This is a genomic window from Ligilactobacillus ruminis DSM 20403 = NBRC 102161, from assembly GCF_900113455.1.
Taxonomy (GTDB): domain Bacteria; phylum Bacillota; class Bacilli; order Lactobacillales; family Lactobacillaceae; genus Ligilactobacillus; species Ligilactobacillus ruminis.
In genome coordinates this window covers 26,134-38,189 of the sequence record NZ_FOPI01000022.1, presented here as the reverse complement: position 1 = coordinate 38,189, position 12,056 = coordinate 26,134, and the positions used below count along the sequence as shown (strand labels likewise).

The 12,056-nt window shown below is 45.4% G+C and carries 11 protein-coding genes; 7 read left to right on the top strand and 4 right to left on the bottom strand.

Annotated features, from left to right (window positions below; all coding sequences use genetic code 11):
• Positions 1-6: 6 nt before the first annotated feature.
• Positions 7-147 (top strand): hypothetical protein, encoded by a 141-nt coding sequence (locus BMZ95_RS11510; RefSeq protein WP_225354958.1) that lies wholly within the window; start codon positions 7-9, stop codon positions 145-147.
• Between the two features lie 204 nt (positions 148-351).
• On the top strand, positions 352-1,572 hold the full coding sequence (locus BMZ95_RS07405) for an aminopeptidase (RefSeq protein WP_046922039.1): 1,221 nt from the start codon (positions 352-354) through the stop codon (positions 1,570-1,572).
• Positions 1,573-1,614: 42 nt separating this feature from the next.
• Here the strand turns inward: BMZ95_RS07405 and BMZ95_RS07400 are convergent, their stop codons facing one another.
• The gene (locus BMZ95_RS07400; protein WP_046922052.1) at positions 1,615-2,658 is read right to left on the bottom strand and encodes a glycoside hydrolase family 3 N-terminal domain-containing protein; all 1,044 of its coding nucleotides are present in this window, start codon (positions 2,656-2,658) and stop codon (positions 1,615-1,617) included.
• 125 nt (positions 2,659-2,783) lie between these two features.
• Between BMZ95_RS07400 and BMZ95_RS07395 the strand changes: the two genes are divergently transcribed.
• Together BMZ95_RS07395 and BMZ95_RS07390 are read left to right on the top strand one after the other, a co-directional pair.
• Positions 2,784-2,984, top strand: coding sequence for a DUF1659 domain-containing protein (locus BMZ95_RS07395; protein WP_014072777.1), 201 nt, complete (start codon positions 2,784-2,786; stop codon positions 2,982-2,984).
• A gap of 19 nt (positions 2,985-3,003) precedes the next feature.
• Positions 3,004-3,228: a DUF2922 domain-containing protein gene (locus BMZ95_RS07390; protein WP_046922040.1), complete on the top strand. Its 225-nt coding sequence runs from the start codon at positions 3,004-3,006 to the stop codon at positions 3,226-3,228.
• A gap of 620 nt (positions 3,229-3,848) precedes the next feature.
• Here the strand turns inward: BMZ95_RS07390 and BMZ95_RS07380 are convergent.
• Positions 3,849-4,247, bottom strand: coding sequence for a VOC family protein (locus BMZ95_RS07380; protein ID WP_014072780.1), 399 nt, complete (start codon positions 4,245-4,247; stop codon positions 3,849-3,851).
• A 282-nt stretch (positions 4,248-4,529) separates the two neighbouring features.
• Between BMZ95_RS07380 and BMZ95_RS07375 the strand changes: the two genes are divergently transcribed.
• Positions 4,530-5,399, top strand: coding sequence for an ROK family protein (locus BMZ95_RS07375; RefSeq protein WP_014072781.1), 870 nt, complete (start codon positions 4,530-4,532; stop codon positions 5,397-5,399).
• Positions 5,400-5,795: 396 nt separating this feature from the next.
• On the top strand, positions 5,796-6,512 hold the full coding sequence (locus BMZ95_RS07365; RefSeq protein ID WP_014072782.1) for a GntR family transcriptional regulator: 717 nt from the start codon (positions 5,796-5,798) through the stop codon (positions 6,510-6,512).
• A 204-nt stretch (positions 6,513-6,716) separates the two neighbouring features.
• Here the strand turns inward: BMZ95_RS07365 and BMZ95_RS07360 are convergent, their stop codons facing one another.
• Positions 6,717-7,619: a proline-specific peptidase family protein gene (locus tag BMZ95_RS07360; protein ID WP_014072783.1), complete on the bottom strand. Its 903-nt coding sequence runs from the start codon at positions 7,617-7,619 to the stop codon at positions 6,717-6,719.
• 275 nt (positions 7,620-7,894) lie between these two features.
• Between BMZ95_RS07360 and bsh the strand changes: the two genes are divergently transcribed.
• On the top strand, positions 7,895-8,869 hold the full coding sequence (gene bsh / locus BMZ95_RS07355; RefSeq protein ID WP_046922041.1) for a choloylglycine hydrolase: 975 nt from the start codon (positions 7,895-7,897) through the stop codon (positions 8,867-8,869).
• Between the two features lie 679 nt (positions 8,870-9,548).
• Here the strand turns inward: bsh and BMZ95_RS07345 are convergent.
• Complete coding sequence (locus BMZ95_RS07345; protein ID WP_014072787.1) at positions 9,549-12,005, bottom strand: Xaa-Pro dipeptidyl-peptidase; 2,457 nt, start codon at positions 12,003-12,005, stop codon at positions 9,549-9,551.
• Positions 12,006-12,056 lie beyond the last annotated feature (51 nt).

Genomic DNA, 12,056 nt, shown 5'->3' with positions numbered 1-12,056 from the left:
GGCGCGATGAAGACCGGGTTCCAATGGATATCAGATCAGCACAAGACCTGCTATTATAACGGCAATGGTCAAATGCTTTATGGAAGACAATATATCAATGGACGTTGGTACACTTTCAACCGGTGGACCGGTGCTTTGATGAATTAAAGCGTATGATAGTGAAGTCCCGTTTAGACGGGATTTCGCTATTTTTTTGCAGAATATGCGGGGCGTGGCAGATAAAAAAGCAATATCCTTGTACAAGAATGTCTGGCGTTGATGCAGTGATTGAAGCAAAAAAACAGTGGTTTGCATTTTTTTGCATTTTCATTTGTTATAATTGACCTATCAACATGAAAAGGGGAAATCGAAATGGATTTTGATGAAAGACTTGAAAAATATGCGGAACTGATTGTCAAAACGGGCGTCAACGTTCAAAAGGGTCAGCCGGTTATTTTGTATATCAGCGTCGATCAGGCCAAACTTGCGCGCCTGATCGTGGCTAAAGCATACGAAACGGGTGCCGGTCGTGTATTTGTCAAATGGCGCGACGATTTTATCAACAGAAAATTTATCGAAAATGCCTCAGACGAATTCTTAAACGACATGCCTGACTGGGAAAAAGCTGAAGGAAAATGGATCGCAGACGAAAAGGCGGCCAGAATCTCGGTCATCTCAAGTGATCCCAACGCTCTTTCCGGCGTAGATACCAAACGAGTGGCCGCTTGGAACAAAACTTGCGACGATGCGCTCGAACCTGTGATGGACGCAACGATCAATCATAAGCTAGCCTGGACGGTGGTCGGTGCGGCAAGTCCTGCCTGGGCAAAGCAGGTTTTTCCTGAGCTTGACGAAAAAGCGGCGACTGAAAGGCTGTGGGAAAAGATTTTCGACACGGCTCGCGTGACGGAAGATCCCGTCAAAGAATGGGAGCGTCATGCAGAAAAGCTTCATGAAAAAGCAGCTTGGCTCAACGAAGAACAGTTCAAGGAACTTCATTATACGTCGCCCGTGACGGATTTGACGATCGGCTTGCCGAAAAATCATTATTGGGCGGGCGGAAGCAAGGAAAACAGCCTCGGCATCAAGTTCATGGCCAACATGCCGACCGAAGAAGTCTTCACGGCACCGGACAATCGCAGAATCAACGGGTACGTCACGGCAACGAAACCGTTGAGCTATGCGGGAAACATTCTGGAAGGGATGCGCTTTTCGTTCAAAGACGGCAAGGTTGTCGAGGCAACGGCTGAAAAGGGCCAGGATGTTTTGGATGAGCTTTTGAAAAATGCAGGGGCGGATTCTCTGGGCGAAGTTTCGCTCGTGCCTGACGAATCGCCGATTTCGCAGTCCGGAATTATTTTTTACAATACGCTTTATGATGAAAACGCAAGCGATCACCTTGCGCTTGGGGCAGCCTATCCGTTCAACGTTCAAGGCGGAAGAGAAATGTCGAATGAAGAACTGCTGGAACACGGCATCAACGTCAGCAAGACGCACGTTGATTTCATGGTCGGATCTTCCGAAATGAATATTGACGGCATCAAAGAAGACGGAACGGTCGTGCCCGTGTTCAGAAACGGAAACTGGGCTTGATTTTGACGATAAAAAAGTCGGGGCAAAACGCCTCGACTTTTTTTATTTCAACAAGCCCAATTTTTCTTTCAGCTTTAAAATGCGCAGCACCGACTGGTTGATCTGCTTTTGAGAAATTTGTTTGTCTTTTATTGCCTGCTCAATCGCAGCGGTTCCGGAATCGACGTTTTCGCTCATGATCAGGTCATTGCCCGCTTTGACGGCGAGGACTTCCGGGCAGACATGTTGATTTTCCGCAAATTGCCTGATGGCGCCCATCGCCAGGTCGTCCGTGACAATCACGCCCTTGAAGCCGAGTTTTTTGCGCAACAGGGCATGAATCTTCGGGGAAAGCGAGGCCGGCAGCTGCGGATCAACGCTTTTGATCACGACGTGTGCGACCAAAACGGTGTCGGCTCCGTTTTTGATGCCTGCCTTAAAGGGGTTCAGATCCATTTGGTCTTCTTCGGCAAATCCAGTATGGGTATCACCGGCAGAGCCATAGCCGGGGAAGTGTTTCAGGCATGCGGCCACGTTTTGTTTTTGAATGGCGCAGACGGTTTTTGCAACGTAAGCAGCGGTCGTTTTCGTGTTCTGCCCGAGCGTGCGATCATAGATGAAACTGTTTTGATTTTGACTGACGTCGGCAACGGGTGCCAGGTTCCAGTTGAAGCCGAGTGAATGAAGGATTTTGGCCACTTGCGAGGCTTCGTCGGCAGTTCCTTTCAGGCCTTTTTGCGTAAAAACTTCTTTTGGGGACGGAAATGCGCGATTGTTAGTCAAAGCAGGATTTGCGCTCAGGCGCGAAACGGTTCCGCCTTCCTGGTCGATTCCGGCAAGCAGCGGTGTGGACGCTGCATTTTGCAAGGAAGAAATCAATGCTTTCGGGTCGTTCATGTCTTGTGAAAACAAAATGATCCCGCCGGTTTGAGAGGCGGACTGATTTTGCGGCCTGACGATGAACATCTGCTTGATTTTTTGTGTTTGGTTCATTGATTTGAGCTTGATTTCGGCTTGATCCGGTGCAGAATGCCTTAAATGGCGTTTCTTTTCGTGGGCGCTTTTTGGAGCGGAACAGCCTGAAAAAAGCATCAGCAAAGCGAACATAACGGTTAATATCTTTTTCAAAATAATGCCTCCCAAAAAATTATAACAAATTCGTTCAAATCAGGCGGGAAATTCCGTTATTATCAGTGTAAGATCTTACGAAATAAAAAAGGGGGTCATGAAAAATGGCTAAAACATGGAAGAAAACAAGCATCAAAGTTGCTTCAAAGGACGCAAACGAAACGGCACGAAATCGTTCCTTCAACAACGTCGCGGAAAATGCGGATGAAACGAAAATCGGCCGGTTTGCACAAATTGTCGAAAAGTTGACGGGAGATTCCGTATCATCGACGACGGTGACGGTTGTTGATGAAATCGCCAAGTAAGCAAGGGGGAATTTAAGATATGAAAACATTGAAATTGACATTTCGTTCCGGTTCGCACAGTACGCGCACCATTCAACTGAAGTACGTTGCAGAAGAACTCGATGAGGCAACGATCAAGCAGGCAATGAAGGAAATCGGCGAGTTGCAGCTTTTTGAAAATAAAGGCGTTCAGCTCTATGTCGATCCGGTCAAGGCTGAATATGTCGACACTGAAGAAAAAGTCGTTTTTGCTGCTGAAGACTAGTCTGAAATAAGAAGCAGGCGAGGCTTTGGAAAAACTCTGCCTCAAATTAAAAAGCCGGATGATTTGCAATTGATTGCAAATCATCCGTTTTTTTGCATGCAGGACGATTGCCTTCCATGATGGAAACAAGCAGAAAAATCTGTTTTCATTTATATGTAACGTATCAAAACGGCCAAAAAAGGACGTTGTATGTAACGGAGGGCTGCCTTTTACGGGCAAATCCCAGAAATCGCCGTTTTGCCCGTAAGCGGGTGCTGCCTTTTACGGGCAAATCCCAAGAATCGCCGTTTTGCCCGTAAGCGGGTGCTGCCTTTTACGGGCAAATCCCAGAAATCGCCGTTTTGCCCGTAAGCGGGTGCTGCCTTTTACGGGCAAATCCCAGAAAACGGCATTTTGCCCGTAAGCGGGTGCTGCCTTTTACGGGCATATTCCAAGAATCGCCATTTTGCCCGTAAGCGGGTGCTGCCTTTTACGGGCAAATCCCAAAAATCGCCATTTTGCCCGTAAGCCAGTCTTGGCGTATTGATTGAGCCGGCGCTGCACAGCACTGCATTTGGCAAAAAATTCACCTATAAGAAAAAAAGCCGGACAAAGTCAGTCGCAACCCGACCGCTTTTTGATTATTTGTTCTCATAGACCGAGATTTCGATCAGATTCGAATCAAGGTCGTGAATGTAGATTGATTCCATCTTGCCTTCAGAACCGTAACGTTCAACCGGTCCTTCGATAATTTCAACGAAATAGCTCTTGAGATGGTTGATGATGTCTTTCATTTTGTCTCCGGAAACGATGCAAAGATCGCATGCTCCGGGGCAAATGCTGGCTGCTTTTTGCTTGCGAGCTTTCAATTCAGAAGTTTCGACGAGACGAATCAGCTGGTGACCGCAGCGCAAAGTGCGCACGGAATCGTCTGATTGATCGCTGATCAGCGGCATGTCAAAAGTCTCGTGATAAAAGCGAGCGGCTGCCTCAAGATTGGAAACGGGAAGCACGATGTGATCGATACGCTTGATTTTCATTTGAATTCCTCTTTTGTTAAAATAATTTCCTCACTCAGTATAGCAGAAGTCTTGAAATTGGAGCAAATTTGCACAGAAAAATGTTGCTTTCTGATAATCGATAAGCATATAATGAAATAGTTCAATACTGTATTTGTAAAGGGTGACAAAATAAATGCAGAGCTGTTCTATGTCAAACGATTGACATAGAAAAGTATAATTTTTTTAGGTTTCTTTTCAAATTTTGTTAAATGCGTTAAAATAATTTTGAAAACGATTACCTATATCAGGAGGAAAACATATATGTCAAAGATTTATGGAGCAATAGAAGCCGGTGGCACAAAGTTTGTATGCGCTGTTAGCGATGAAAACATGAATATCTTGAAGAGAGTCAAGATTCCTACGACCGTTCCTGAAGAAACGATGGCCGAGGTTTTCAGGTTCTTCGATGAAAATCCGGTTTGCGCAATGGGAATCGGATCATTTGGACCGATCGACGTCAACAAGAAGTCTGAAACATACGGCTACATTACGACAACGCCAAAGCAAGGTTGGGCAAACTACGACTTCCTTGGCGATATGAAGAGACATTACGATATTCCTTATGTCTGGACGACTGACGTTAACGTTGCTGCTTACGGCGAACTCAAGCGCGGTGCCGCACGCGGCAAGGAAAGCTGCGTTTATTTGACGGTCGGAACGGGTGTCGGTGGCGGCGGCGTTATCAACGGTCAATTGCTTGAAGGCTATGGTCATCCGGAAATGGGACACATTATTTTGCGTCGTCATCCAGAAGACAAGTATGAAGGCAAGTGTCCGTTCCATCATGACTGTCTTGAAGGATTGTGTGCCGGTCCTGCCGTTGAGGCTCGTCATCATGGTGTCAAGGCATATGATATTCCAAAAGATGACAAGGATTGGGAAATCGAAGCATACTACCTTGCTCAAGCCTGCATGACATATACGCTCGTTCTTTCTCCTGAAAAAATTATCTTTGGCGGCGGCGTTTCCAAGCAGGAACAACTCTTTCCGATGATTCGCAAATCGTTCAAAGAACAAATGAACGGCTACGTTAAGACTCCGGATCTTGACGACTACATCGTTCACGTTGAACTGGGCGATGATGCCGGCATTACGGGATGCTTGCTTTTGGCAATCGAAGCAGACAAATAATCAATCAGCAATGTGCGAAAAGAGACTGGGAAAAAGGTCCCGGTTCTTGCTTGAGTTAAACGAAAAGCCGAATGAAGGCGGTCGGATTGCGACTGATAAATCAGCACGCCAAGCTCTCAGTCAAATTTACCGTCAAAATCTTTTGAGTTATTTCCACCATAGCAGGCGATTGTCATGAATATGAAAAAAACCGGATGATTTGCAATTGATTGCAAATCATCCGGTTTTTCAATTTGGGCATCATTTTTTCTCAGACTCTTTTTGTTTGAGAATAAAAGTAACACTTTTTGAGCTAACAATATATCGAAATCAATTTGATTAAGTATAAATTAACATAATTTTGATATGTAATTCTATGTTATAATATTTGTAAATACAAAAAGTGAGGTGAGCCGTATGGCTGAATTGAAATATAGGCAAATTTTCGAAACGATCAAGTCGAGAATTTTGGATGGAACGTATCCTGTCGGAAGTCTTATTCCTGACCAGAATTCTTTAGCGGAAGAATTCAAGACAAGCCGAATGACCGTCAAAAAGTCGCTTGACATGTTGGCTAAGGAAGGTTTTATCTATTCCAGAAGAGGCGCTGGTACATACGTCAGGAAAAACGCGCTTGCGCAGCGTGATGCTTTGCCGGTAAACGAGTATGAAGGTTTGACGCATCAGCTTGGGGCCGATCGCGTTAAGAGCAAGGTTATTTCGTTTAACGTGACTTTTCCGGATGAAGAGATTCAGGAACGCTTGGGAGTCAAGGAAAGCGATCCGGTTTATGAAATCAAGCGTCTGCGCCTTTGCGACGACAAACCTTATGTGTTTGAACACACGTTCATGCCGATTAGAATGGTTCCTAATTTGACCGAAGATGTTTTGAAGCATTCCGTTTATTCGTTTTTGCAAAAAGAATTCGGCTTCAAAATTGGAAGTGCTTTTAGACGTATCTCAGCAGAAAAAACAACGCAAGAAGACATCGACTATTTGGAAGCTGAAAAAGGCGATCCGATTCTTCAAGTGATCCAGGTCGTGTATTTGGAAGACGGACGTCCGCTTGAGTTTTCCTGCAACAGACACCCGTATAACGGTGATCATGCCTACACGTTGCTTGATCGCAAGTAAAAAGAAGCTGTTTTTGGAGAACAGCTTCTTTTTTTTGGTCTGCTCGCCCGTCTGAAACGGATGTCTGCGGGCTCAAAAGCAGAATAAAAATCCCAAAAATCGGAAAAATGTTCTGCCAGGCGGAAGAAATCGGTCTGAAAGTTCCCTTCGTGCCAATAAAAAATGGCGCTGATGAATAAGTCAACGCCATTGATATAAATTCAGCTAAAAAGTTCCGTTCTCAACGTCCAGCAAGAATTCCTTCAAGTGTGCAAAATACACGGGTGCATTGTCGATCATATGGTGATGGCCACCGTTTGGAGTCGTTGCGAAACGGGCATGCGGGATGGTTGCTGCCATGCGCCTTCCTGTTTCAAGAGGCATCGTTTCGTGTTCGCCGTAAGTGATGAGCGTCGGCACGGAAATGTTTTTGATCTTGTTTCTGATGTCCCAGCCATCCAAAGCACCGGTGATGACGAATTCGTTGTCGCCTTGGAAATAATTGTAGACGGGAGTTGCGACGGTGCTTGTCAAATGGCTGATTGCAGGCGGCTGCTTGCGATCGACGTAGCCGCAGTTCAGTTTGTCGATCAGCTTTTGGTAGCGTTCGTTGTCATAGTCGCCGGAATTTTCGCATTCTTTCATGAAGTCAAGATCTTCTTTTGAATATTCGTGTTCGCGAATCTTGTTGATGTTGACGATATATTCGGCAATGTTGTCGGTCATGCTGGAAATGATGATGCCCTTGAGGTGTTTCGGATATTTCAAAGCATATTCTTGGGTAATTGCTCCGCCCCATGACTGACCGATGAGATAAAAATCGTCGATGCCGAGTTTTTGGCGAACCTCTTCAATTTCATCGACAAAATAGTCCATTTTTAAAAATTTATCAACGTTTTCCTGCTTGGTGAAATCCGGCTGATCAGAATACCATGAGCCGAGCTGGTCATACATTGTAACCTGAACGTCGATGTCTTTTAATTTTTCAGCAAAATTTTCATAATATTCGTGGTTGCCGCCTGGACCTCCGTGAAGGCAAAGTAAGCGGATTTTTCCGCCGACGTTGTCAGTGTGGGTCCATAAATGGTAGCCGTTGTCCAAAGTAAGGATTGTCGTTCCTTCACGCATGATAACACCTGATTTCTAATGTGATACATTAATTTTAACACTCTTTCTTAGAAACGGAGTCAAATTTTGCATGATTGTTATCGGTAAAGCTGATTATGATTGTCTTGCGCCTGATTTTTCGGATTATATAATTTTTAATAAGGCATATCTTATCATTTGGATTATTTTCATCTTCAAAAAGCCGTCTATAATTCTTCACTCAAGACGCTAAAAAATGTCAATATTCATCAATTTTCTGTGTTAGAATACTAGTAAACAGTTAGGAGGTATTAATTATGTGTACAGCAGCAACGTATACTGGCAAAGATCATTATTTTGGTCGCAATCTTGATTTGGAACTCTCCTACAATGAATCCGTGACGGTTACGCCACGCAAATTTCCTTTAAAGTTTCGTCAAGTACATGATATGAACGAACATTTTGCCATCATCGGGATGGCAACGGTGGTCGATGATTATCCGCTTTATTATGATGCAACGAACGAAAAAGGATTGAGTATGGCAGGGTTGAATTTCCCGGGAAATGCAGATTACAAAGAACCTGCAGAAGATGTCGACAATGTCGCATCCTTTGAACTCATTCCTTGGATTCTCGGACAATGCGAGACTGTTGCTGACGTCCGTAAATTGCTTGCAAAAATCAATATTACGAACGTTGAATTCAGTGAACAATTCCCGCCGAGTCTATTGCACTGGATGATTTCCGATAAGAATGAGTCGATTACGGTTGAACAGACGAATGCGGGACTTAATGTCTATGACAACCCGGTCGGCATAATGACGAACAACCCTGAATTTCCATTCCAGATGTTTACGTTGAACAACTATCGCCGCGTTTCTCCAAAACCGGTCGCATCAACGTTTGCAGATGGCCTTGAACTCGATGAATATACTCGCGGAATGGGCAGCATGGGACTGCCGGGAGATCTTTCATCCAACTCGCGTTTCGTTAAAGCAACGTTCACGAAGCTCAATGCGCCGAAGATGGCTGATGAAAACACGAGCGTCAGTCAATTCTTCCACATTCTCGGTTCCGTTGAACAACAGAAGGGATGCTGCGACGTTGGCAACGGCAAATTTGAATTCACGATTTATTCTTCATGCTGCAACGTCGATCGCGGAATCTACTACTATAGGACTTATGACAACAGCCAAATCACGGCAGTAGACATGCACAAGGAAGACCTTGATTCAGCAGCTTTGAAATCATATAAGCTGATTGAAGAACAACAAATCTTTGCGCAAAACTAAAATTGAGTTGATTACGATGTTTCGTTAATTGTCAGGGTACGTATTTTCTGAGTTTATTGTATGATTTTCGCGCTTTCGAACGTGCCCTGAACAGCAATTATCCGGGATGTGCTTGTTTCAGTTTGAAATCGCAATGGATTTGCGATTCTCAAGGAGATGCGCGATTTGTGGAACGATCATTCAGCGCGCATCGTTATTTGAATTGAGGACCGGATTAGCCAATTACGTTTGATGCAACTTATCCTTGCTATGAACCGTGCTCTCGTTCTGCGATTTGTACAGTCTGTTTAAAAGGAAGATGCTTGGGAAAAAGTCCCGTTTCTTTCTTGAATTAAATGAAATGCCGAACAAAAACGGTCGATTTGCGACTGGCTTTGTCCGGCATTTTTAAATGCAGTGCTGCTCAACTGATTTATCCAAGATCTCACTCAAATTTACGGACAAAGTGCCCATTTTCATCGATGTGTCCGTAAACGGCAATGATTTTGCCAAATGCAGTGCTGCTCAATCAATTCAGCCAAGCTCTCAGTCAAATTTACCGCCAAACTATTTTGGGTTATTTCCATCACAGCAAGCGATTGTCCTGAATGCAAAAAAAACCGGATCGGATTTGCAATTGATTGCAAATCATCCGGTTTTTCAATTTGAGGCATCGTTTCTTTTCAGCCTCTGTCGTATGTTAGTTCAAATTTTTGACGTTTATCGTCAGACGGGTTTTCGTTCCGTCCAACGTATAACGGATATCTTCGTTTCCGCGAACGGTCATCCCCATGTCGGTCGAATAAACGATCAGGCCCAACTGATGTCCGGCCTTGATTCTGTGAAGCATCGGCTGCAAAACGACGTCGATTTCAACGTATTCGTCGGCCGAAAGATCGTCCGCATGCCACAGGTTCGTTCGATTTTGAAGATTCAGGTGGCCTTTCGTAATCATCTTGAACGGCGTTGCTTTTGCCAGCTTGAATTCCATCAGGTCGTCAGTGCGCCAATGGAAGCCGCAGTCGATGGCTTTGCGAGCAAGCGTGGTCGGAACTTCGCCCAAACGCTTGTCTGTGCCATAGTCGATGAGCATGAAGCTCAGCATGCCGTAGTCGCGCGAACTTTTGACCCTTAAGGAAACTTTTGGTGCTCCTTCAAGAACGATGTCTTTGTCAAATGCAGTGCTCTTCCACACGATGCGGTTGGAATCAAGCGGCGTATTTTCGGAAGCCAGATCGTGTTTCCATTTTGCAATGTCGCTGACGTATGCTTCGAAATCTTTTTGATCAAGGCTGTCCTTGAATTGCAGTTCCTTGGCATGACAATTGCCGTCGTGGCCGTCAGCACTGCATTTTTCAGCGGATAACGGTTTGAGCTTGCCACAAGGCGTTGCCTTCAAGACAACTTCGTCCGCATCCTCATCGATCCACGAATCCTTGGCATGCCAAGTGCTTTCTTTGACGTTGTCTTGGACCAAAACGTTTGGCAAAAGCTTTTCTGCACCGTTTTCCAAGCCATAGAGCTTGTGGGAAAGCCACAGGTTCATCATGTCCGTGAAATCAAGCGACTGAAAGTTGTTGACGTAGATGTGCTGCCCTTGATGCAAAACAAGTTTTGAAACGACCGGGAGCTTTTGCAATGCGTTGTAAAGATTGTAGACGTTTCTTGGTTTGACGTTCCAGTCGTTCAGACCGTGGACCATCACGACGTCGCACTTGATGTTTTGAACGTCCTTCAAGTAGTTTCTTGCATCCCAAAACGTGTTGTAGCTGCCGGTTGTCCGATCCTGACCGCGCGTGATTTTTGCGAGATGATTCTCCCAATCTTTTTTGACGTGCAGGAAATCACCGGATTGCTTGCGGCGACTGAAGCAGTCTTCTGCCAAAACGTCGGCGTCTTCACCGGGAAAACCGTCCGGAGCAACGACCAGACCACCGTCTCTGTAGTAGTCGTACCAATTTGAAATCGCAGCTTCCGAGATGATTGTCGACAGCCCTTCGACGCCGGTGGTTGCAGCAGCAGTGGCGAGCGTTCCGAGGTATGATTTGCCGGTCATTGCGACGTGCTTGTTGCACCACCATGCTTTGATTTCGATGCCGCTCGTCTTATCGATGAAAGCCTTCCTGTTGCCGGCAAGCCATTCGATGATTGCAGTCGTTGATTCGGTTTCTTCTTTGGATCCGCACGTCCTGAAGCCGTCGGAATCCATCGTGCCGATGCCGGCCGCATAGACGGCGGCAAATCCGCGTGCCAGCATGTAGTCGTTTAGCGTATATGAAAATTCGCGCGGAAAAGTCTCGTTGGCCGACTTGACGGTGCCGTTGACGGTTTGTTTTTTGATCTCTGTCTTTGGTTTTGCCGTGTATTTGATCTCGTCATAAGTCAAGGAATCGGGCGTTTTGCGCGTCAGCTTGACGTTGACGTTATGCGTCATGGCCTCGACCGTGGCATCGTTTGTTCCTTGATTGTAGGGACTGGCCGTATAAAGCGCGGGAACTTTGAGACCTTCTTCGGTATCTTTAGGGCGAATGATTTCTGCCTTGAGCAAATCGGCTTTGCCGTCATGATCCGTATCGAGATCGGATTCGACGTAGACGACTTCGAAAATCAGTTTGGTCGTGTCAAAGACGGGCTGGGCCTTACCGTTGAAGAAGACCGGCTTTTCGGAAACGGGCAGGTCATAGAAATCAAGGAAGAAGCCAAGATTTCCGAGATGATCGAGCAGCGTCTGGCCGTTTTTGCCGTGAGTTGCCAAAAGGTCGTAGAAGGCACTGATCAGGTCGGTTGAATCTTCAAGCTTGTCTGCGTGAAAAACGCCAAGCTCGTCCATTGATTTGAGCGGATTGTCGATGTCAAATTCAGTGTCGGGCTCAAATTGCAAAAGCTGCATGGCAACAGCGTAGAAGACGGTCAGATTGACAGTCTTTTTTTCGATGAATTCCGGGACGGATTCGGTCTTGGTAGCAGCCAGAGAAGCTAATTTTTCATGCTTTTGAGCCAGACATTTGGCTTGCGGAAAGCATTTCAAAAGAAGATTTTTCCAAAGCAGGTTCAGATCTTCCTGTTGTGCGTCAGCTTTGATGAAGCGCAGTTTGGACAATTCTTCAAGTTTTGTCTCAAAAGCTGCCGGAGCGTGTGCGAATTGATTGATTTTCATGATGGCCTCCAAAATTAAAATAATCTAACTTGATTATAACCCATTAGCCTG